Origin of the sequence: Fructobacillus tropaeoli (genome assembly GCF_016860625.1) — a bacterium.
Lineage (GTDB): Bacteria > Bacillota > Bacilli > Lactobacillales > Lactobacillaceae > Fructobacillus > Fructobacillus tropaeoli.
This window is the reverse complement of sequence record NZ_BOJU01000003.1, coordinates 248,203-268,209: the sequence shown is the minus strand read 5'-3', so window position 1 is coordinate 268,209 and position 20,007 is coordinate 248,203. Positions and strand designations below refer to the sequence as shown.

Here is a 20,007-nt window from a genome sequence, read left to right as displayed (position 1 = left end):
ATAATAAGGGCTGTGGAAACGGGGGATTGATGAATGAGGCCTAATTTACTCACTTTTTGCCTGTTGATAACTTTGGGACTAACTTGAAAGAAAAGAAAGCGTTATCCACAAGGCTTATTTCCCGTTTTTGATCTCGTTTGCGAGGTCTTCAATCAGTTCCTTTGTCTTTGGCTCCGTTTCAACCTGTTCGGCTACCTTGTTGTAGGCGTGCGAAATGGATGAGTGGTCGCGGCCACCAAATGATCGGCCAATATCGGGTAATGATTTGTTTGTCATGGTACGGGTGAGGTAAATGGCGATATGTCTTGCCGTGACTAAATCAGCCTGGCGTCGGGAGCCCTGCATATCGGCAATTGTTTGCATAAAGTAGTTGGCAACGGTTTCTTGAATCCGTTCCACCGTAATCTTTTTGCCTTGGTCGATATTCAGCTCAGTCAAGATTGATTGGGCCGTTTCAATGGTTGCCGGCTTGTTCATGAAGCGAATCTTGGCTTCAAACTTGTGAAAGGCGCCTTCCAAAGAACGGACGTTGGTATCAATTTTTTCGCCAATTAATTCCAGGACCTCGTTTGGAATATCGAGATCATTACGTTCCTGCAAGTTTCGCAAAATAGCGACTCGAGTTGGCAAATCAGGTTTTTGAATGTCCTGAGTAATGCCAGCTTCAAAGCGAGAGGTCAACCTAGTTAGCAAGTCTGGAATATCGGTTGGGTAGCGATCGGAAGTCATCACAATTTGCTTGCCGGCCTTCGTTAGGGCATTAAAGGTGTTGAAGAACTCTTCTTGCACTTTTTCCTTACCCGACCAAAACTGAATATCATCAATTAAAAGCATATCGAGCGAGCGGTATGTTTTTTTAAATTTAGCCGTCGCATTCGAATCGGCCTTGTTTCCTTCACGAAGTGAATCCGTAAAGTCATTTAAAAAGTCTTCCGCTGTCGCATATTTGATGCTGGCATTTGGATGGGTAGTGGCGTATTCGTTACCAATGGACTGCATTAAATGCGTCTTACCCAAACCAACCCCTCCATAAATAAGGAAGGGGTTGTAAACTTTGCCGGGTGCTTCAGCAACAGCCAAGGCCACTGCTAAGGCGTTTTCGTTCCCGGCACCTTTGACGAATTTATCAAATGTAAAATCAGAATTTAAATCGTTTTCTTGGGAGAAAGGAATTTGGGTGGGTTCGTTGTAGCCGTTGAAGTTACTATTTGTTTCAGCTTCGCTGTCTTCTTCGACCTTTAGTTCAGGTCGAATGAAGTCACCGGTAATTTCGTTGGCATGTTGGACGAAGTCCATGGCATATTGTTGTGTATTCCATGCCTGGATGATATCAGCGGCATGGTCGGCAGGGACAGATAAAACAAGCTTGCCATCTTTAAAGCCAATTGGCGTAAGTGGGGCGATCATTGCTTCAAAACTGACAGGACCGGTTGTTTTGTAAAGTCTGAGACTGACCTCTTTCCAGAGGACGTCGGGATCAAGTTGTTTTGACATGTAAATCTCCAAGAAAAATTAGATAACGGATGAAGCTATGCTGAATATTATAGCAAAAAAAAGGGGTAAAGACTAGTTATCCACAGGAAAGCGAATAAAAAGAAAGTTATCCCGCTTGGGGACTAATAACTGTCTGTCATGTGGAGAAGAAAGGGAACAAATTTTCGGGTTATCCACATATCAACAAAGTTATCAACGACGAAAAGGGGATTATGCTCGTTTTTCCTGACTTTTTCAACGTTATCCCCAGAAAGCAGTCCCCAACCTGTGGATATGTGGATAAGTCGGGCATAAGACGTGAAAAGACAGTTATTGTCCCCTTGTGTCCACAACCTTGTGGTTTTCTTTTGGATAAAACCGTGGAAAGCTGATTTGACCCGATTTTAAAATTTTTAGTATTTTAGTTGGAGACTTTGGTGCAAAACTTGCCTCAAAGGCGGATCCGTGGTATGATTAGTCTCGAATTGCAAGAAATTTTGCAGACAAATTATTAATGGAGGAAATATAGATGAAGCGTACATTCCAACCAAAGAAGCGTCATCGCGAACGCGTACACGGTTTCCGTAAGCGTATGAGCACTAGCAATGGCCGTAAGGTATTGGCTCGCCGTCGTGCTAAGGGCCGTAAGGTGTTATCTGCCTAATCAGGTCGCTGCATGCAGTGGCCTTTTTATTTTTATTGGATTTTTAATGCAGGGTTTTCCTGTGTACATAAGTGAACGGTGATTTAGGTAAGAGACCATGCGCAAGACATTTCGGATTAAAAAACCAGCCGAATTTCAAAACGTCTTTGACCACCATCAATCGGTGGCAAATAAGTATTTTGTCTTATATCGGTTAAAAAAACAGAATCAAAAACATTTCCGTCTTGGGCTTTCAGTTGGTAAAAAAGTCGGTAAGGCTCATGACCGGGTTTTTGTTAAACGACGAATTCGACAAGCTTTTTTGGAATTAAAACCAATGTTGGATTCACATGTTGATATTTTAGTGATTGCCAGACCAGCTGCAGCACACCAGTCCCAAGCTTTTATTAAGAAACAACTAGAACATGTTTTAAAGCTTGCGAAACTTTTAAAGGAAGAAAATCATGACTCGAATCAATAAATGGGTAAAAACAATTGGTTTTTTGCCACTGCTCTTAGCAGCCTTGGCCATTGTTGGCATTGTTCTTGCTGACCTTTCATATAGTGGCCATGTTGCCGGTTCTGGCCTGTGGGGTGGCTTTGTGGCCATCTTTATTCGCTCGATTTTGGGCGTTTCTTCTTGGTTCTCGTCTTCATATGGGCTTGGAATCATTGTCTTTACGGTCTTTGTTCGTTTCCTAATTTTGCCATTGATGGTTTATCAGGTCGATTCCATGAAGAAGATGCAGGGCTTGCAAGATGAAATTAAGGCCTTGCAGGATACTTATCCTGGTCGAGATACTGAGAGTCGACAGTTGTTAGCTGCCGCCCAGCAGCAACTTTACAAGGATCGCGGTATTTCACCTTTTGCCTCAATGCTGCCTTTGTTAGTTCAGATGCCGGTTTTGATTGCCTTATACCAAGGAATTCATAATTCACCTGTGTTGCGTTCAGGTTCTTTCCTTTGGTTGAATTTGGGTCACCAAGATCCTTATTTCATCTTGCCAATTTTGGCTGCCTTGTTTACCTTTGGTTCTTCATGGTTGTCGACCCAGGCTAACCCTCAGCAAAATGCGATGACGAAGGCGATGCCATATGTCTTCCCATTCCTAATTTTGTTTACGGCTTTGGCTGTTCCCTCTGCCGTTTCTCTTTACTGGGTGGTTGGAAACTTGTTCCAGATGGTACAAACGTTCTTCTTGCAAAATCCATTCAAGATGCGCCGCGAACGTGAAGAAGCCTTGGCTTTGGAAAAAGAAAAGGCACGTAAGGTTCGCAAAGCCCAACGTTCAAAGAAGCGTAAAAAGCGTTAATTTTTATTGTTTAAATGAAATCACAGCAATGACTTGCTGTGGTTTTTTTATTTGATTACTTTTATAGTAAAGAAGAGCGTTTGATGGTCTTAAAAGTTTGACGAACGATGGTTTAATTAGACTGTTTTTTTTGCTATGATACCTAGTGTTATTTTCTTTTGAAAATTAGTGAGGGGAGGGTCATCATGATTGAGATGTTAAAGCAGACACCAAAGTTTTCTTGGTACCATATCACCGATATGAGTCCTGCAGATGAGAAAACACTTTTGGACGACCATGGTTTAACAGAACAAATGATTGGCTATGCGGATGACCATAACGAAAGTGTTCGAATGGAATTTGATCCTGAAGCGGATGAGGCTTTGATTATTTTAGATGTCATCTCTGCTGAACCAGAACCAGTTTTAACCCGTCCGTTAGGGATTGTTTTGGTTAATGGTGATTTATATACTTTTGCGCATCGACCAACGGACTATATTAAGAAAAATTTTTTAAATGGTGATACTACCTTTCATCGCTCGGATGATGATGAAATGTCGGTCTTTGAATTTATGGTGACGGGCATTTACCCATTAATGACGATGTTTGGTGATGAAATTACCGAGATTAACCGGCAACGACGTGCGATTCAGGCACAGTTTAGTAATCGCAAGCAGTTAACAAAGCACACAAACGATTTATTGCATCTGCAAATTCAAATGATTTACCTCCAAAATTCATTGGCAAACGATTTAATTATGTTTGACCAAATCCGACGTTCATATGAAAGCCACGTTTCGGAAGCTGATTTGGATCGATTAGATGCCGTTCGGGTCGAGGTTGAGCAGGCGCGGGACATGGCTGGTTTAGCAATGGAAGTGATTAATGCTGTTGCAGATGCGACAGGATCACTGGGAAATCGGGATTTGAACTGGACGATGAAGGTCTTAACTGTCTATTCAATTGTCTTTACGATTCCAACGATTGTTTCTGGCTTTTATGGTGAAAACGTTGATTATCTGCCTTTTGCTCATGGTGCTTCGGGCTGGTGGGTCACCATCATTATCATGTTCTTAATGATGGTTGGTGCGACCTATTTGTTCTATCATTATGGTTTTTTGAAAAAGTAGACAAAGACCCTGATTTTTATATCACATTGCCGTATAATAAATTTATAACAAGAACATTTCAAATGTTGTGAGGATATTATGTCGAGAAAAAAACGGAAAAATGAATTTATCGAGCAGCGAGATTTACTGTTAGAGAAGTCTTCTGCTGGCTGGGTTTCTTTCCGCCGCTTTTTGTTTGCACCGAATCTGTTGACCTTTGTGATTTCGGTCGTTGTTGGTAATGCTTTTGGTGGCGCAATCAAAGACTTAGTGAGTTTGTTAGCTAGCTTTATTTCCTTTGTTTGGCGATGGCTCTTTACCCAGAACCATCCGATGTACTTTGCGGCAACGCAACAAGCTTGGTCAGCGTTTATCACTTCGTTTTTAACAATGATTTCGATTGCGTTGGCGGTTTATTATACAATCCAATTTATTAATAATAAGTTAATTAATTCGGAGAGTGAAAAATGGGGTTATGATGAACCCCATGAGGATATGATGGCTTTGCAAAAATTGCAGCGAGAAAACAATGATTTGATTAAAAAGAATAATGAGCTGCAGGAAAAGGTTTTGCAGGCACTAACTGAAAGCAAGCAAAAGAGTTAGTCTAAAGGGAGAGGGAAGAAGGATGAAGCAAACAACAGTTATCGTCACGATTATCGCGTTGGTTTTGATGTTTATTTCGATTGCAAGTTGGATTTTCAAGCAGGAAGGTTTTTCTCTGGTTTGCGCCAATTTGGGGACGGTCATTTTGTTGATCGCCTATTTGTGGGATAATCGTCGTAAGGATGAAATTGATTAAGAAAAAGTAAAGAACATTGATATTTCTTAAAGCTAAGATTCTTTCTTGGCTTTTTCTTTACTTTTCTTTGGTGGTGTTTCACGTGAAACATTTTACCGGCTGTTTCACGTGAAACACAGAAAGGATGGGAAAATGTTATTTAAAGATGCACAGGTGACAATCGATCCTGTTGAAGTGCCTGATTACGTTGGTCGTGTTATTGAAAATCAAAAATACGGTCCAGAAGATTATCAACTTTTTGATATTTACCTACCAGCGGGTGGCGGAGCACACTCAATTATTTTGGATCTTCAAGGGGGTGGCTTAGTTCGAGGGGTGAAATCATCCTTTAAATTAGGGCCTTCATTGAAATTTGTTAAAGAAGGTTATGCCGTCATTTCAATGAACTATGCACTTATCTCAACCAAATCATTTTCTTTTCCAAAGCAAGTAGCAGAAATTCGAGCGGTTTTGGTAAAAGCTAAAAAAGATGCACAAAAGTATCAGTTAGAAGCTAATAGTGTTGATTTAATCGGAGAATCTTCAGGCGCTCAGCTGGCAATGCTGACAGCCGCATCCGTAACGGCCAAAGTGAAATTAGGACGGATTGCAGCACCCGATGATTTAACTGATTTGCCAGAAATTAAACATGTAATTGCCAATTATGGACCTTATGAATTTGATCAATTCGCCCGACAGTTTCAAGAAGAGGGCATTCAACCTAAATATGCCGAATCTGGCCAAGCAATTTCGTTTGAAGGATTAGCCTTAGCAGGTTTAGCAGTGGCTGAAAATCCAATCGGTGTTAGCCAGGCAAATCCAGCCAACTACTTTACTCAAAAGACGCCAGCTGTATTAGCTTATGCAGGCAGTGCTGATCAAGTTGTGCCTCATCAACAAAGCATTGATTTGATTGCTCGTTATCAGAAAATGACAGAAAAAAAAGCCACCTGCCATATCATCGCAGGCGGCCACCATGGTATTTTTGATTATGATACACCGGTTATTTACCAAGAAAAACTGGCTTTCTTGAAAGATAAAGATTGAAACCAACGCTTAAGAAAATTTAGAACATAAAAAGAAGGTAGGAATCAAATCCTACCTTCTTTTTATTGGTTTAAAATTTGGTTAACAACGGTAGCTGCTTCAGTGAAAGCGATTGTTTGCACGTGTGGTCGGGGGATTACTGTGGTGAACCAACTTTGGCCTTCCAGAGGGACGCCAGTGACAAACAGGTTGGGAATTAACTGATTTTCCTTGTTATAAACCGTAAATGTTTTCAGATCAACTTTAATGGTATTGGCTAAAGGAGCAGTACCATCCTGGTTAATAATTCGATTATCACCAACAATTAATCCGTGCTGACGGAGAGATTTTAGCAATGGGCTCTTAGCTGTGCGGAAATCAGGCCGACCAAGTCGTGCCTCAATGAGGGCAGTTCCTTGATAATGTTCATCAAATCGGTCAGTTGCGGTAAAGAATTGTTGATCATGAGCAACACTGAAATTTGGACCAGCAATAGTGACTTGCTTAGCTTTAATTAAGGCCAAAAGTTGCCGTGTTCGAATTAATGGTGGTCCAACCGATAGCTGCGTATCAAAAAGCTTGAAGTCAGTTAAGAGTTTTTGATAATCATCTTCATCAAAAAGACGGTCATTATAAAGTGTTCGTACAGTACCACGAACATCACGAAGAATGTCATAGGCGCCCGTTAGCGGTGATTTGTCATTACCTAAGGCGGCAGAATCAATATCTTCTTTTAAATGTTGAACGAAGAATTTCCGGAAAGCAGAAAGAGAAGTTACGTCGCGGGAGGGGGTTGCTTCCTTTTCCCAAGAAATGTGCACATCTAATTTTAGATGAAACTTTTCGTTAACATGCTGCCAATTTTTTGGATTTTCTAGAAAATCCAAAATTTCTTCTCTTTCTGTATCAGATAGCTTATCAAGCAGGTTTACTTGGTTAGTTAGATACTTGTAGGTCATCTCTTGATCTAAGACATGGCGGAAAGTATTGTAGGGCAGGTGACCACCGCAATCTTTCGCAATGCGCTGCATGCGCTCGAGCGTGAAGAATCGTGGTTGATACAGCTCGTTTGCTCCTTTTTGGTTAAGCCCGTGTGCTCGGGGTGGAAGCCCAGAGCCAGAACCAATGATCAAATGTGGTTCATGACCAGATGGATGGTAAACAAGTGAACCATCTTTTTTAGTCAAAAAGAAACCACCTTTACCAGCTGTCAAAGACAGGAGATCATCAAAAAAGGAGAGACCAAGACCTTGAACCAAAACAGTATCATTTTCGTTCAGGCTAGAAAAGTCATTTTCCGCCGGGTGAGAGGCAGGATAATAGTGAAAGCCTTTTTCTTTTGCAAACTTTTCCAAATCTTTCTTCTTTTCACTTAACTCGGCATCAAGGTGACCAAGTGCCAAGACGACTTTGTCAGCAAAAAAATGATTATAATCGGTAGTCGTGATGTTAAAACCTGGATTAGCTTCTAATAAGCTTTTGACGGCGACCTGGTGAAAGCGCACTGAAAGGTTACTTGGGCAGTTATTTAGAATTTCTTCAAAGAACCAAGCCGCATAGACACCCATTAAACCGCGGGAAGCATAGGCAGTCATTGATGTTAGTGATAAAACTTCCTCACGATAAGCCATTGGATATTCGTGATGTTGTTTTAAGAAGGGCAGGGCATAAGATTGGGCCCAAGTAAGTAGGTTTGGCGTTAAATCTTCACCGCGACGTTGACCAATATCATAATCATTAAATAACGTCACCTGGTTGGGATTTGTATTCATTAAATAAGTTTGATTATTTTCAAAAAAAGGATTCCAAACGCGACCACCAACCGGGTAAGGGTCGAAAATATTAATTGTTAAGGCCTGGTTTGAATCAGCTTTTTGAATAAGGCGGTCGAGAATAGCAAGATTTCTCGGACCCGCTCCAATTAAAGCAATTTGCATGGGGACTCCTGTATCAAGTGAAAATAAAAAGCCAACGATAAAGTAAGCGCTAGCTATGAAAATGAATTTTTGAAAAAATAAGTTAGAAACATTACAACTAATGTGTCTAAAATTTATAATATTTCTTAAACTAATTCTACTCTAAATATGATTGAAAAAAAAGGTAACTAATCAAAGTAAATCCCAAATAAAAAAGGAATTTGTTATAATAGACCTATCATCTGTTGGCAAAAGTTTACTTCCATGGAAAAAACAGAAAGTTAGCGGTCGCTGTAAGCTAACCCATTCTTAAACTGAGTTACACAACAGGAAACGATGACGTCGAGTCGCGTTAAGACTAAATGAGTGGCCTTAAAGAGGCAATTTAGGTGGTACCGCGGACAATTCGCCCTAATCAGTGATGATTAGGGCTTTTTTTGTCCTGATTTTTAGCTGAGACGAACGTGCCGGTAATCAAATGGAGGAAAGTAAAATGAATTTTATTGAAGATTTGAAGTGGCGTGGGGCGTTAAACCAGGTTACTGATGAAGAGGGTCTGTTGAAGGCGATGAAAGCCGGCCAAATCGGGGCTTATGTCGGCACTGATCCAACGGCCGACTCCCTTCACTTGGGACATTTGATTCCATTTATGGTTTTGAAGCGTTTCCAAAAAGCAGGCGGAAAGGCCGTGATTATTGTTGGTGGGGCAACCGGATCAATTGGGGACCCTCGACCAACAACTGAACGTCAATTGCTATCAGAAGAACAGTTGAAAGTGAATGAAAAGGGCATTGCAGCCCAAGTGACTAAGTTATTTGGTTCCGATGATACAACAATCGTTAATAATGCCGATTGGTTGAGCCCAATGACTTTGCCAGAATTCTTGCGAGATTACGGCAAGCTGTTCTCCGTGAATGTCATGCTGAAGAAGGATGTCGTTGCTTCTCGTTTGGAAACAGGGATTTCTTATACGGAATTTACTTACCAGATTTTACAAGCCATTGATTTCTTGCATCTTTGGCGCGAAGAAAACGTGCGTTTGCAAATCGGTGGTTCCGACCAATGGGGGAACATCACTGCCGGTGTTGATTTGATTCATACGGTTGAAGGTTCCGATGCACCAGCTTTTGGATTGACCATTCCATTGATGACGGATTCTACTGGAAAGAAGTTCGGAAAATCAGAAGGGAATGCCATTTGGCTGAACGCAGAAAAGACATCACCATATACGTTCTACCAGTTCTGGTATAACCAGCGTGATGAAGACGTCGTGAAGTATCTAAAGTATTTCACGTTCTTGAGCCCCGAAGAAATTGCTGATTTGGAAAAGGAAGTTGCTGAAAATCCTGGTGCTCGTCTTGGCCAAAAGCGCTTAGCGGAAGAAGTGACAGCCTTTGTTCACGGTCAAGCAGCCGTGGAAGAGGCAGAAGCGCTGTCCAAGGCCTTGTTCTCGGGTGATGTTGCAGCACTTTCTGTCCAACAAATTCGCGATGTTTTTGCGGGTGTTCCAGGATTTGAAACAACTAATGCTAAGCAAAATGTAGTTGATTTCTTAGTTGACGCTGGCATTGAAAAGTCTAAGCGTCAGGCCCGTGAAGACGTGACGAACGGTGCGATTACTATTAATGGTCAAAAGGAAACAGACGTTGAAGCCGAAGTTGATCCAAGCGCCAGTTATGATGGTCAATATATCTTAGTACGACGCGGTAAGAAGAAGTATTTCTTGGGAACGGTTAAGTAAGAAAAGTGGATTATAAGGCCTTTAGGGGCCTTTTTTCTTTTAAAAAAAATAAATAAAAAGAAATCTTTTTCTTTAATTTTAGTTTAATCTCAATTCCCTATACTTATATTATCGATATAGCGATATATCGGACATCAAAAACTTCATCTCGGCACATCTATAAATACTTCTCTCTAAACCTAATTTATACCTTCTCTCCCGTGCCGAGGTGGAGGTTCAGCAGATGGACGACCCCCTGATTTTTATCAGGGGGCCTTTTACTACCTGAAACTTTATTGGTGATGGGTGCTGGGCTTTTGAATGCGTGTGGGTCTTTGTTATAATGGGCGCAGAGACTGATTTTTGCGATGGTGTTAAAACTGTCAAAAACAAAGACCGGTAGCGCAGAAATCATCCTCAGATCAGTATCAAGACAAAGGAGACATAGTTAATGTCATTACTAGAACTGCATCACGTGTCAAAGAACTTCGGTTCTTACCAGGCTTTGGATAACGTTTCGTTTTCCGTAGAACCTGGGCGAATTGTTGGGTTGATTGGTCCTAACGGGGCTGGGAAGTCGACAGCAATGCGCGCCATTACTGGATTAATGTCTTATAGCGATGGGGAAATCATTTTTGATGATGAACGCATCCGCTTTGCCAAGAATAAGTCATTGGCAAGGATGGGTAATTTGATTGAATATCCAGCAATTTACCCTAATTTCACTGCACGTGACCATATGACATACTATGCCATGGATGCCAAGGATCATGCAGACATCGATGAATTGATGAAGATTACTGGAATCGACGGCGAAAAGTTTGGTAAGCGTAAGGCAAAGAAATTCTCATTGGGAATGAAGCAACGCCTTGGGATTGCCATCGCCTTAATTCGTAATCCAAAATTTGTTGTTTTGGATGAACCAATGAACGGTTTGGATCCACAGTCTGTTCGTGACATTCGTGCCTTGATTCGTTCACTAGCTGACAAGGGTGTAGCCTTCTTGATCTCTTCACACTTGTTGGATGAATTGCAACGTTTGGCTGATGATGTTGTGATCATTAACAAGGGAAAAGTCTTGCGTCGTGAAAAGATGGTGGACTTCTTGGCCGAAGGAAAGACACAGGTCAAGGTTCAAACCAATGATAATGATAAGATGTTGGCTGCAGCTAAGGCTGCCGGTTGGGACGCCTCAATGGGCGATGACCGTGTCTTGATTGCTGTTCAGGGCGATGTGACAGCACAAAAAGTGTTGAAACTAGCCACTGATGAAGGGCTTGAAGTAACGGATATTCAAACTGGTCAAGGCAACTTAGAGGATCATTTGTTATCTGTATTGTCAACTGACGCCACTCGGGCCTAGTCAACGAAGGAGAATTCATGTTTACGTTATTAAAGCAAGAAGCAATGAAGGCCTGGAAGCAAAACCGGGTCTATATCTGGGCGATTATCGCCTTTGTTCTACCAATTATTACTTTGACTAGTTTTACGCCAATGGCTAGTCAAGCAACAATGTACGGTTCCTTGGGTGGATCAAGCATCATTGTTACGATTGGAATGTTGGTCTTAACAGCCTTGTCATTTACACAAGAATTTACTTTTGGTACTATCCGACCTTTGCTTTCACGGCAATATTCACGGCTTCAGATTTTCTTAGCTAAGATTATTACGGTCATTGTTGAATATTTCCTCTTGATTGTTTTTTCACTCGCTGGAACCGCAATCGGTCGTTTAATTTACCGGGCAATGCATGATGGTTCAACTGAAAAGATTTATACGACTTATTACACATCCCTTGATTGGAAGGCATTCCTATTTGCCTTGTTGATGAGCTTTATTGGTTCATTATTCGTAATGGCTATTGTTCTTTTGGTTTCAAATATTGCCAAGTCTTCTGCGGCAGCCATTTCTTTGGGTGTTGTGATATTAGTGGCAACCAATATCTTGTCAGCAGTGACCTCTGCACTGATTCAACTGTGGGCTCCATTAAAGTGGAACCCATTGACGGTCCAAAATGTTGTTTCTTACTACACTGGTACTTCAGACTTTAATAAAACTATCCATTCTTACTTTGGTGCTGGTTCTTGGGTGCTCTTCGTCGTTTATGGTGCCTATGTCTTGGTGATGTACGCCTTGGCTTACTGGATTTTCAACCGACGTTCTGTCTAATTTAAAAATAAAAAAGACTGCTTAAGCAGTCTTTTTTAGTACATACATGCGAATAATTCTAAAAACAGGTCTTTTCTTTCTGTTTGGCTTTGATAAAATAGGGTTAGGAGAAATCTTATGTCAAGAAAACCACCAGCATATAATGACAAGCAACGGATTTTACGTCTTTATTCCGTCCTGATTTCCAAGCAATCAATGGGCGTAGATGAAATCGAAAACCTCTTTTTCGTTGGTCGCAAGACCGTTCAGCGTGATATTGCCGCGATTCGTGAGTTTCTTGCGGACTTGCAGGTCGAAGATGAGGTTAAATCAGAAATCATCTTTGATCGCAAAAGTAAAAAGTACCGGTTAACCGAGCGAGAACATCTTTTTGAAGTTTTTGATCGGATTAATACTAATGGTTCTGGGATGGAATTTTAAAAAGTAAAAAGTGATTCGTCCCTCAAGATAAGGGGATGTCACTGAATAGCCTTTAGGACTGATGCCCGATATTTAATCGGTTTTAGTCCTTTTACTTTGCTCTCGAGATTCGAGACCATGGAAAACTTGATGATAGAAGTTATATTACTGGGTTTCCTTTTGTAGTCATTCGAAATAAGATAGACGACCATTAATATTTTAATAGTTTATATGAAAAGAAGTGATTTTAAGATAGTGGGGGTTTAATGAAAAAAATTGTTGTTGTGCTAACCATGATTGTACTGACATGTGGGACTGTTCTTTTTGCTATTGGCAATGCGAAGAATGCAAAAAAGGTTGCATCTTCTGTAGCCAATTCAAGCAGTGTATCCCCAGTTTCCTCTGCGGATAATGCTAGCAGTGCTGGAAATAGCGCAAGCGCTGGCGAATCATCCGCATCTTCGACGACTAATGCAAACAGTGCTGGAGAGGGTATGAGTGCCAGCGAACCTTCCGCATCTTCGACGGCAAATGTCAGCAGTGCTGGAGAGGGTATGAGTGCCAGCGAATCTTCCGCATCTTCGACGGCAAATGCCAGCAGTACTGGAAATAGTGCAAGTACTGGTGAATCGAGCGCCTCAGATGTACCATCAGCAACCATAGAGGGCCAAGGGCATGCAGTTAGCAATGGTCAGGATGCGGTTGATGTTATTAAGGAAGCTTATAAGTCGGTTGGATCAGACTTAAATGCTTTGGAATTTGATGTATTCAATGATGAAAGTAATCCAAAAGATTTCATTGTCAAGTTGATTATTAAAGCTTATCGGTTGGATGGAGGCACAGGTACAGCGGGTCTTTACCGGGTGGAGCCTTCAGGGCATTACACATTGATTACTTAAAATCGTCTATACAAATTCTGGTAAATAAAAAAGCTCCGAATCACAATCAGAGCTTTTTAAGAAAACATGTTTTCTTTTTATTTTTGATGTAGTGAGTACTAGTCAAAATGGTTATCACTGATTATTTGTGAAGCCTCATTTTAGTGAACAAAGTATTCAAGAAGGTCCTCTTCACTTAGGTCCTTTTTTTCTTGGTCTTTAACATCTAAGACAATCTTACCAGCGTTTAAAACAATCAGGCGATTGCCATAGGTGAGGGCGTCTGCCAAATTATGGGTAATCATCAAAGCTGTCAGATGATTATCGACAACCTGGTGGTTTGTGGCATCCATTAGTTGTGCCGAAGTCTTGGGATCTAAGGCGGCTGTGTGCTCGTCTAAGAGCAAAAGCTCCGGTTTCACCTGAATAGCCATTAGAAAAGATAAGGCCTGTCGTTGGCCCCCAGAAAGAGAGCCAGCAGCTGTCTGCAAACGATTTTCAAGGTTGTTACCCATCTTTTCGGTGATTTCATGGTAGAAATCCAGCTTTTGACTGGTGAGGTGACGGTTTCTTAATGTCCGTCGTGAACCACGTTTCTCAGCCAAGAGGAGGTTTTCGGCAACCGTCATCCGGGGGGCCGTCCCCATCTTTGGATCCTGGAAAACCCGGGCCAAAAAGGCGGTCCGCTTAACGGCTGGCAGGTTGGTGATATCTTTGCCCTGGTGATAGACAGATCCGGAACTAAGTGCGAGATCTCCAGAAATGGCGTTGAACAAAGTCGACTTCCCAGCCCCATTGGTCCCTAAGACAGTGATAAAATCACCGGGATAAATTTCTAGGTTGAGCTGCTTTAAAATTTCGGTTTGATTGCCGACGGTCACGGTTGCATCTTTCAGCGTAATCACAGGTTCAGTCATGATGCCGTCCTCCTAACTGCAAAATCTTGTCTAATTTCAAATAATGGCGCACTTGAGGCAAAACCATCGCGATGGCCAGAATAATAGATGAAATCAGGTTCAAGTCATTGGTTGAGAAGCCAAGTTGCAAGACGGCCAGCAAAACCAGGCGATAAATAATGGAACCGATAATGACAGCCACTAAACGCTGATTTAATGACAAATCACCAAAGGCAACTTCGCCAATAATAATCGAAGCCAGGGCAATGACGATAATACCGATTCCCATGTTAATATCCGCAAAACCGTTGTTTTGGGCAATAACGGCGCCACCAAAGGCGATCATGGCGTTTGAGACCATCAGACCCATGATGGTCATTTGATCAGTTTTAATCCCAAAGGCGGCAGCCATCTTGGCGTTATCGCCAGTTGCGATGAAGGCTTGGCCGAGTTCCGTTTGTAGGAACCAGATTAAGGCGAGGGTAATCAAAACAATAATAATCAGGCCCACAAAGACGCCGTCAAAGTATTTTGGTAGACCTTCTAAGAATGGTGACGAGAAGATTGTTTTTTGGTTCAAGAGGGAAATGTTGGCAGAGCCCATAATCCGGAGGTTAATGGACAGGCAGGCTGTCATAACCAAAATTCCGGATAGCAGAATCGGAATCTTACCTTTGGTATACAGAAGACCAGTTACTAAACCGGCTAGTGCACCAACGAAGACGGCGGCTAATGTTGCCAGATAAGGGTTGGTCCCATGGGCAATCAGGGCAACAGCGGTTGCACCACCAAGTGGGAAGGAACCTTCAACCGTCATATCAGCGAAGTTTAAAATTCTAAAGGTTAAGAACAGGGCCAGGCCCAAAACGGCCCACAAGATCCCTTGAGAAATACTCGAAACAACAATTGACATTAGAAGACCTCCCCAGCTTTTTCAGCCTTTGCAACGATATCGGCAGGCAATGTAATGCCAAGCGTTTTCGCTGTTTGTTGGTTGATGACGTAATTTCCCTTAGTAACGTTGTAAACCGGCATCGTGGCCGTTTTCTTCTTGCCACTAAGGACTTGGGCAGCCATCCGACCAGCCTGATAACCAATTTCATACTGTGAATTAGAGAAAGTAACTAAACCACCGTCTTTCACCATTGAGTCAGCGGCAGGAATCACAGCTACATGGGCTTGGTTAGCGACGGCAACCAAAGTCTTCATCGCCGTGGCAACACCATTATCTTGCGGTGCGTAAACAGCGTCGACTTGGCTGACCATGGTGGTTGCAACCTGTTGCATGTCATTAGTGGAAGCAATCGTATAGTTTTTGACTTGATAACCGGCCTTTTTTAATGCATTGGCCATTTTTTTCGCATTATAAGTACCACCAGCATCAGAAGAAGTGGAAACGATTCCGATTGTCTTGGCCTTTGGTAAGACTTCCTTGAAGACAGCAACCTGTTTTTCATAAGGAGAATCACCACCAACCCCTGTAATGTTAGCGCCAGGATGAGCATCTGATTTCACCAACTTAGAGCCGCTAGGGTTGGTAATTCCTGCTAGGATAACGGGGGTCTTGCCATCAGCTGCCTTAGCTAAGGAAAGGGCTGCTGGCGTAGCGATTCCAACGGTTAAGTCTTCGTTCTTATTGGCAAAGTTTTGTGCCATTGTTTTCAAATTAGCTTGGTCCGCTTGCGCGTTTTGATAGTCGATTTTCACGTTTTTGCCGGCTTTGTAACCACCATCAGCCAGCCCGGCCACTACTCCTTGGTGAATTTGATCCAAGGCAGGGTGAGTGACTAATTGCAAAATACCCACAGTGGGGATGCCTTTTTTCGTACTCGTGTTGCTATTGCCCGTGGTGAAAAAGGCAACGACTAGGAAAAGGGCGATGAATGATGTCACGGTTAGTAGACGTTTATTCATTTTTTACTCCTTCAAACTTCTAATATACTGGCCCAGACAAGTTTTAGACAAAAAGAAAAGCCTGCCTGGGTATTGTGATTAAACCCAAACAGACTTTTAATGAATTGCAACATTGCAAAAGAGCCGGTTGGGACAAAACTGTTGTCACAGCTTGTCCAATCGACGAGCTGCTTTCCTACCGGCGCCACCATTGGCGGTTAGATTGTGAAGCAAACTGACGCATACGCGACTCCTTAAAACATCTAAAAGTTAAGTTAAGCATACAAGACGGGACTAGGCCTGTCAAGAAAAAATGAAAAAGTTATCAGAAAAGTCTACAATAACGTTAAGAGAAAATTAGTCTTGGAAGAAACGGAAACGAACGTCTTCTGCCAAGTAGTCCTTGTCGCCTGCAGGAGCAACGATTGAACCAAATGGCATTTGACCACGCAAAGTCCAGTTTTCAGGCAAGTTGAATTCCTTGGCAACGGCTGCATCAATCAATGGGTTGTAGTGCTGCAATGAAGCCCCAATGCCTTCTTCAGCTAAGCGCAACCAAACGGCGTAAAGTGAGATACCAACTGCTTCTTCTGCCCAATCAGGGAAGTTGTTAGCGTAAAGTGGGAAGCCTTCTTGCAAGCCCTTGACGATGTTTGTATCAGTATAGAACAAAACAGTACCAAAGCCGGCCTTGAAAGCACCGTCAACCTTGGCCTTCGTAGCAGCAAAGGCTTCTTCATCAGCAGAAACCTTCTTCAATTCAGCTAATGTGATATCCCACAAACGATCGTGTGCTGCACCAGTCAAAACAACGGCTTGTGTTGATTGTGAGTTAAAGGCTGATGGTGTGTTTTCAATGGCTTCTTTAATAATTGAATTAAGTTCTTCAGGAGTCTTTGAAACGTCCTTACCAAGGGCGTAAATTGAGCGACGCTTCTTTTGCAAATCTAAAAATTCTGACATATTTCTGTCTCCTTGTTGGTTGTATTTTTTAAAAGTACAACACTATGTTATAATAGACTTTAGAAAAATACAAGGACTAATTTTTATGAAACCATCATTACGATTAACAAATGCGCTCCACATCCTTGTTTATGTGGCAACCGCGCGCCCAACAGATTCATTAAGCTCCGCTACGATTGCGGGTTCCATTAATACTAACCCGTCACGCGTGCGAGCACTTTTAGCTGAATTGCAGAATGCTAATATTTTGTGTCGGCAGGGTCCTTATCCTGGCCGTCCTGTGCTGGCAAGAGATAGTAAGGACATTACCTTTGCAGAGGTCTTGCAGGCCGTTGAGGACTGTGCAGCCGTTTTTGCCTTGGATAAGCACACCAACCCTGACTGTCCAGTCGGTTCTTCAATTGGTTCGGCCCTGTCAAAGTATTATGGTGAAATCGACCAAGCGGTGATGGCCGTCATGGGTGAAATGACTCTTTTTGATCTCGTCGAAGACGTTAAAAAGAACCAAACGCTCCCAATTTGAACCATGATTGCGTGATAGAATCTTCTTATATATAGAAAGTAGGCGACATCATGACAGTTGAAACAAATCGAAAAATTGAAGGATTGGTTGTTTTCCTTGGGGGAGCGATTGGGGGCCTATTCCGCTATTTATTAAGCTTTGTGCCAGTCATTGGCGAATGGCCATTGACGACGATGCTGATTAATTGGCTCGGGGCTTTCTTATTGGCCTTTTTGGGGGCATATTTAGTGGGCAAGATGGAACGCCCCGCTTATTGGCAATCATTTTTGGGAACCGGCATCATGGGTGGGTTTACAACCTTTGGAACCATGATTTTACAAACCTTCCATCTCGGCCTGCATCAACCATTTTTGGCCTTTTCTTATCTTTTCCTTTCGCTTTTTGGTGGTCTAGCACTGGTGATTGCCGGACAGTTAACGGCTCGGGCCGTTTTGAATCCAAATCAGAAGGGGGTCAGCCATGCTTGAAAACTACCTGCTCGTGATGATTGGTGCCGGGCTCGGGGCTCTTTTACGCTACCTGTTACTGATTTGGTGGCCGCAACGTTTTGATTTATTTACCGGGGTCTGGGCGGTTAATATCCTTGGATCGTTTTTACTTGGGATTCTTTCAAGTATCGGTCAAGGCTCCCATGCTGTCTTGTTGACGCAAACTGGTTTTTTGGGTGGATTGACCACCTTTTCAACGATGATGACTCAGGCGAAGCAAAGAGATGGCCTCTTTAAGCAACTGCTTTATTTATTCGTGCAGGTTCTCGCAGGTGCCATTGCTTTCTTCTTGGGTCAAGTCCTAGCAGGGGCCGTTCGTTAGTATGGTAAAATAGCCCTTAGGATTAGGAGCAACTTATGACAAAGAAAACAGCAATAATCGTGGATTCATCGGCAGCGTTGCCGGCCGAAATCCGCCGTTCATATGGAATTGAGGAAGTGTCAATTCCGATTTTATTTGGCCAAGAAACTTATATGGGTGGCCAGGATTTAACTTCTCTAGCTGATTTGGTTGAATTAATGACTAAAAAAGATGTTTTGCCAACGACATCGCAACCAAGTCCAGCCGAATGGGAACAGGCTTTGAACCAGGCGGTCCAAGCTGGCTATACAGAAGCCATCATCATCACCTTGTCTTCAGGAATTTCAGGTGCCTTTCAAACGGCAAAGCTGGTTGCTGATGGTTTCGATGGCCTTGAAGAAATTCTTGTAGTCGATTCCAAATTGACTAACATGGGGCAGGCCAGTCAAGCTTTGTTGGCCGCTAAATTAGCCGAAAAGGGCCGTACTTTGGCCGAAATTGACCAAGCGCTCGCGGCTTTCCGTGAAGACCTGGGCGTTCGTTTGGTCGTCAACGATATTTCGCATCTGAAGCGAACGGGACGCCTATCTCGTGGACAAGCCCTTATTGGCGGTTTATTGAATATTAAACCAATCCTATCCTTTGACATCGTTGGGGATGGAAAGATTGGCGCCGTTGGCAAAGCACGAAAGATGTCTGGGGCAAAGGAACAGATTCAAGAAGCTTTTGAAGACTACCTAAGAGCTGCTGATTTTCCAGTTCGGGCTTATATTATCGATGGTAATAATGCCAAATTAGGGGATAGATGGCTGAAGGACTTTCAGGCCAAGTATCCAACGGTTGCCTTTGATCGCGCCAGCATGGATCCCGTCATTGGTGTGCATACAGGAGATGGGGCAATGGCCGTTATTTGGTCACATGATTGGCAAGTCATGGCAAAAGAAGACTGAAATAGTGATTTAGAGTAAATAAAAAGCCAGCCGAACGGCTGACTTTTTAGTAAGCAGATAAATATTGGTTAATGCCTGACTATCAAGATGGGTTAGGCAACTTTTTTGATACCCAAGGCTGGGTCCAATTCGCCACCGCGACCAGCCAATGAGTAACGCAAGTACTTTTCATTGACGTCAACGGTCATTTCTTCGTCCATTTGATCGGTTGAATAAGGCTTAGCATAGATTTCACCAAGGTTTGAGTCAATCTTCGCACCAAATTCGGACAAATCAGTATCCTTATTGACGAACACGAGGTTAAATGACAAAGCCAAGGTGCAGTTTGCTTCGTCTGAGAATGGGCCAACGCCGTCGTCAAAGTCCAAGACCATCTTGACATCGTCGCCTAAGAACTTCTGCAAACGGTCAGCTGCTGCTGGTGTAAAAGTCAATTTCATAAAATATTCCTCCAATTCATCTTTAAGTAACAAGATTAGTATATAATGTTTAACAATGTTTGTCAATTGGTATAGTTGTTATTTGTTTTATTTTTACGATGACAATAGAGAAAATTCGTGCGACAGACAACTTTTAAGGGGTTTTAT

At 42.4% G+C, this 20,007-nt stretch carries 23 protein-coding genes; 16 read left to right on the top strand and 7 right to left on the bottom strand.

All coding sequences use genetic code 11. The features are described from left to right. Nucleotides 1-114: 114 nt before the first annotated feature. Nucleotides 115-1,494, bottom strand: coding sequence for a chromosomal replication initiator protein DnaA (gene dnaA / locus FT12353_RS05485; protein ID WP_059394019.1), 1,380 nt, complete (start codon nt 1,492-1,494; stop codon nt 115-117). A 508-nt stretch (nt 1,495-2,002) separates the two neighbouring features. On the opposite strand from dnaA, the gene rpmH reads away from it, so the two are divergent. The 7 genes from rpmH to FT12353_RS05450 all read left to right on the top strand — a co-directional run bounded on the left by rpmH (nt 2,003) and on the right by FT12353_RS05450 (nt 6,345). Continuing rightward, entirely contained in the window at nt 2,003-2,137 is a 135-nt protein-coding gene (gene rpmH, locus FT12353_RS05480) for a 50S ribosomal protein L34 (RefSeq protein WP_047975516.1), read from the top strand. A 97-nt stretch (nt 2,138-2,234) separates the two neighbouring features. Next, nucleotides 2,235-2,597 carry a ribonuclease P protein component gene (gene rnpA, locus FT12353_RS05475; RefSeq protein ID WP_059394020.1) on the top strand — a complete coding sequence of 121 codons (363 nt, stop codon included), beginning with the start codon at nt 2,235-2,237 and terminating at the stop codon, nt 2,595-2,597. Beyond that, a complete protein-coding gene (locus FT12353_RS05470; RefSeq protein WP_168778897.1) occupies nt 2,581-3,429 on the top strand; it encodes a membrane protein insertase YidC in 849 nt (282 codons plus the stop codon). The genes rnpA and FT12353_RS05470 overlap by 17 nt, the downstream gene beginning before the upstream one ends. A gap of 185 nt (nt 3,430-3,614) precedes the next feature. Next, nucleotides 3,615-4,538 carry a magnesium transporter CorA family protein gene (locus tag FT12353_RS05465; protein WP_059394022.1) on the top strand — a complete coding sequence of 308 codons (924 nt, stop codon included), beginning with the start codon at nt 3,615-3,617 and terminating at the stop codon, nt 4,536-4,538. Nucleotides 4,539-4,616: 78 nt separating this feature from the next. Beyond that, nucleotides 4,617-5,123, top strand: a complete 507-nt coding sequence (locus FT12353_RS05460) for an MscL family protein (RefSeq protein WP_239061184.1) — start codon at nt 4,617-4,619, stop codon at nt 5,121-5,123. A 22-nt stretch (nt 5,124-5,145) separates the two neighbouring features. Continuing rightward, nucleotides 5,146-5,319, top strand: coding sequence for a hypothetical protein (locus tag FT12353_RS05455; protein ID WP_168778895.1), 174 nt, complete (start codon nt 5,146-5,148; stop codon nt 5,317-5,319). A 132-nt stretch (nt 5,320-5,451) separates the two neighbouring features. Beyond that, nucleotides 5,452-6,345, top strand: coding sequence for an alpha/beta hydrolase (locus FT12353_RS05450; RefSeq protein ID WP_059394024.1), 894 nt, complete (start codon nt 5,452-5,454; stop codon nt 6,343-6,345). Between the two features lie 62 nt (nt 6,346-6,407). On the opposite strand, the gene FT12353_RS05445 is transcribed toward FT12353_RS05450, so the two are convergent. Beyond that, nucleotides 6,408-8,261: an FAD/NAD(P)-binding protein gene (locus tag FT12353_RS05445; protein WP_059394025.1), complete on the bottom strand. Its 1,854-nt coding sequence runs from the start codon at nt 8,259-8,261 to the stop codon at nt 6,408-6,410. Nucleotides 8,262-8,733: 472 nt separating this feature from the next. Here FT12353_RS05445 and tyrS point away from each other — a divergent pair, with 472 nt between their 5' ends. The 5 genes from tyrS (at nt 8,734) to FT12353_RS05420 (ending at nt 13,427) form a co-directional block, all read left to right on the top strand. Further along, nucleotides 8,734-9,981: a tyrosine--tRNA ligase gene (gene tyrS, locus FT12353_RS05440; RefSeq protein WP_059394026.1), complete on the top strand. Its 1,248-nt coding sequence runs from the start codon at nt 8,734-8,736 to the stop codon at nt 9,979-9,981. A 430-nt stretch (nt 9,982-10,411) separates the two neighbouring features. Further along, the gene (locus FT12353_RS05435) at nt 10,412-11,323 is read left to right on the top strand and encodes an ABC transporter ATP-binding protein (protein ID WP_059394027.1); all 912 of its coding nucleotides are present in this window, start codon (nt 10,412-10,414) and stop codon (nt 11,321-11,323) included. A gap of 17 nt (nt 11,324-11,340) precedes the next feature. After that, complete coding sequence (locus tag FT12353_RS05430) at nt 11,341-12,129, top strand: DUF2705 family protein (RefSeq protein ID WP_059394028.1); 789 nt, start codon at nt 11,341-11,343, stop codon at nt 12,127-12,129. Between the two features lie 117 nt (nt 12,130-12,246). Next, the gene (locus tag FT12353_RS05425; RefSeq protein ID WP_047975194.1) at nt 12,247-12,549 is read left to right on the top strand and encodes a hypothetical protein; all 303 of its coding nucleotides are present in this window, start codon (nt 12,247-12,249) and stop codon (nt 12,547-12,549) included. Nucleotides 12,550-12,821: 272 nt separating this feature from the next. Then, nucleotides 12,822-13,427: a hypothetical protein gene (locus tag FT12353_RS05420; protein WP_203618989.1), complete on the top strand. Its 606-nt coding sequence runs from the start codon at nt 12,822-12,824 to the stop codon at nt 13,425-13,427. Between the two features lie 140 nt (nt 13,428-13,567). Here FT12353_RS05420 and FT12353_RS05415 read toward each other — a convergent pair whose 3' ends face one another. From FT12353_RS05415 to FT12353_RS05400, 4 genes are all read right to left on the bottom strand, one after another. Next, on the bottom strand, nt 13,568-14,323 hold the full coding sequence (locus tag FT12353_RS05415; protein ID WP_203618987.1) for an ABC transporter ATP-binding protein: 756 nt from the start codon (nt 14,321-14,323) through the stop codon (nt 13,568-13,570). Continuing rightward, nucleotides 14,316-15,215 carry an ABC transporter permease gene (locus FT12353_RS05410; RefSeq protein ID WP_059394031.1) on the bottom strand — a complete coding sequence of 300 codons (900 nt, stop codon included), beginning with the start codon at nt 15,213-15,215 and terminating at the stop codon, nt 14,316-14,318. The genes FT12353_RS05415 and FT12353_RS05410 overlap by 8 nt, the downstream gene beginning before the upstream one ends. Continuing rightward, nucleotides 15,215-16,216 (bottom strand): tryptophan ABC transporter substrate-binding protein, encoded by a 1,002-nt coding sequence (gene trpX / locus FT12353_RS05405; RefSeq protein WP_059394032.1) that lies wholly within the window; start codon nt 16,214-16,216, stop codon nt 15,215-15,217. The genes FT12353_RS05410 and trpX overlap by 1 nt, the downstream gene beginning before the upstream one ends. A gap of 336 nt (nt 16,217-16,552) precedes the next feature. Next, entirely contained in the window at nt 16,553-17,158 is a 606-nt protein-coding gene (locus tag FT12353_RS05400; protein WP_059394033.1) for a nitroreductase family protein, read from the bottom strand. 85 nt (nt 17,159-17,243) lie between these two features. Between FT12353_RS05400 and FT12353_RS05395 the strand changes: the two genes are divergently transcribed. Genes FT12353_RS05395 through FT12353_RS05380 form a run of 4 tightly spaced genes read left to right on the top strand, consistent with a single transcriptional unit; the run spans nt 17,244 to nt 19,420 of the window. Continuing rightward, nucleotides 17,244-17,681, top strand: coding sequence for an Rrf2 family transcriptional regulator (locus FT12353_RS05395; RefSeq protein ID WP_059394034.1), 438 nt, complete (start codon nt 17,244-17,246; stop codon nt 17,679-17,681). Between the two features lie 50 nt (nt 17,682-17,731). Further along, nucleotides 17,732-18,148 (top strand): fluoride efflux transporter FluC, encoded by a 417-nt coding sequence (locus FT12353_RS05390; RefSeq protein ID WP_059394035.1) that lies wholly within the window; start codon nt 17,732-17,734, stop codon nt 18,146-18,148. Continuing rightward, nucleotides 18,141-18,491 (top strand): fluoride efflux transporter FluC, encoded by a 351-nt coding sequence (locus tag FT12353_RS05385; protein ID WP_059394036.1) that lies wholly within the window; start codon nt 18,141-18,143, stop codon nt 18,489-18,491. Before FT12353_RS05390 ends, FT12353_RS05385 begins: the two co-directional genes overlap by 8 nt. A gap of 35 nt (nt 18,492-18,526) precedes the next feature. Continuing rightward, on the top strand, nt 18,527-19,420 hold the full coding sequence (locus FT12353_RS05380) for a DegV family protein (protein ID WP_059394037.1): 894 nt from the start codon (nt 18,527-18,529) through the stop codon (nt 19,418-19,420). A 92-nt stretch (nt 19,421-19,512) separates the two neighbouring features. Here the strand turns inward: FT12353_RS05380 and FT12353_RS05375 are convergent, their stop codons facing one another. After that, complete coding sequence (locus tag FT12353_RS05375) at nt 19,513-19,860, bottom strand: iron-sulfur cluster biosynthesis family protein (protein WP_059394038.1); 348 nt, start codon at nt 19,858-19,860, stop codon at nt 19,513-19,515. Nucleotides 19,861-20,007 lie beyond the last annotated feature (147 nt).

What these genes read in the sequence shown, in the direction of transcription:
- FT12353_RS05455 (WP_168778895.1), top strand. Translation starts at nt 5,146, where the DNA reads ATGAAGCAAACAACAGTTATCGTCACGATTATCGCGTTGGTTTTGATG.
- FT12353_RS05430 (WP_059394028.1), top strand. Translation starts at nt 11,341, where the DNA reads ATGTTTACGTTATTAAAGCAAGAAGCAATGAAGGCCTGGAAGCAAAAC.
- FT12353_RS05395 (WP_059394034.1), top strand. Translation starts at nt 17,244, where the DNA reads ATGAAACCATCATTACGATTAACAAATGCGCTCCACATCCTTGTTTAT.
- FT12353_RS05425 (WP_047975194.1), top strand. Translation starts at nt 12,247, where the DNA reads ATGTCAAGAAAACCACCAGCATATAATGACAAGCAACGGATTTTACGT.
- FT12353_RS05375 (WP_059394038.1), bottom strand. Translation starts at nt 19,860, where the DNA reads ATGAAATTGACTTTTACACCAGCAGCAGCTGACCGTTTGCAGAAGTTC.
- FT12353_RS05460 (WP_239061184.1), top strand. Translation starts at nt 4,617, where the DNA reads ATGTCGAGAAAAAAACGGAAAAATGAATTTATCGAGCAGCGAGATTTA.
- rnpA (WP_059394020.1), top strand. Translation starts at nt 2,235, where the DNA reads ATGCGCAAGACATTTCGGATTAAAAAACCAGCCGAATTTCAAAACGTC.
- trpX (WP_059394032.1), bottom strand. Translation starts at nt 16,216, where the DNA reads ATGAATAAACGTCTACTAACCGTGACATCATTCATCGCCCTTTTCCTA.
- FT12353_RS05450 (WP_059394024.1), top strand. Translation starts at nt 5,452, where the DNA reads ATGTTATTTAAAGATGCACAGGTGACAATCGATCCTGTTGAAGTGCCT.
- FT12353_RS05465 (WP_059394022.1), top strand. Translation starts at nt 3,615, where the DNA reads ATGATTGAGATGTTAAAGCAGACACCAAAGTTTTCTTGGTACCATATC.
- FT12353_RS05415 (WP_203618987.1), bottom strand. Translation starts at nt 14,323, where the DNA reads ATGACTGAACCTGTGATTACGCTGAAAGATGCAACCGTGACCGTCGGC.
- FT12353_RS05410 (WP_059394031.1), bottom strand. Translation starts at nt 15,215, where the DNA reads ATGTCAATTGTTGTTTCGAGTATTTCTCAAGGGATCTTGTGGGCCGTT.
- tyrS (WP_059394026.1), top strand. Translation starts at nt 8,734, where the DNA reads ATGAATTTTATTGAAGATTTGAAGTGGCGTGGGGCGTTAAACCAGGTT.
- FT12353_RS05445 (WP_059394025.1), bottom strand. Translation starts at nt 8,261, where the DNA reads ATGCAAATTGCTTTAATTGGAGCGGGTCCGAGAAATCTTGCTATTCTC.
- dnaA (WP_059394019.1), bottom strand. Translation starts at nt 1,494, where the DNA reads ATGTCAAAACAACTTGATCCCGACGTCCTCTGGAAAGAGGTCAGTCTC.
- FT12353_RS05400 (WP_059394033.1), bottom strand. Translation starts at nt 17,158, where the DNA reads ATGTCAGAATTTTTAGATTTGCAAAAGAAGCGTCGCTCAATTTACGCC.
- FT12353_RS05470 (WP_168778897.1), top strand. Translation starts at nt 2,581, where the DNA reads ATGACTCGAATCAATAAATGGGTAAAAACAATTGGTTTTTTGCCACTG.
- FT12353_RS05420 (WP_203618989.1), top strand. Translation starts at nt 12,822, where the DNA reads ATGATTGTACTGACATGTGGGACTGTTCTTTTTGCTATTGGCAATGCG.
- FT12353_RS05390 (WP_059394035.1), top strand. Translation starts at nt 17,732, where the DNA reads ATGACAGTTGAAACAAATCGAAAAATTGAAGGATTGGTTGTTTTCCTT.
- rpmH (WP_047975516.1), top strand. Translation starts at nt 2,003, where the DNA reads ATGAAGCGTACATTCCAACCAAAGAAGCGTCATCGCGAACGCGTACAC.
- FT12353_RS05385 (WP_059394036.1), top strand. Translation starts at nt 18,141, where the DNA reads ATGCTTGAAAACTACCTGCTCGTGATGATTGGTGCCGGGCTCGGGGCT.
- FT12353_RS05380 (WP_059394037.1), top strand. Translation starts at nt 18,527, where the DNA reads ATGACAAAGAAAACAGCAATAATCGTGGATTCATCGGCAGCGTTGCCG.
- FT12353_RS05435 (WP_059394027.1), top strand. Translation starts at nt 10,412, where the DNA reads ATGTCATTACTAGAACTGCATCACGTGTCAAAGAACTTCGGTTCTTAC.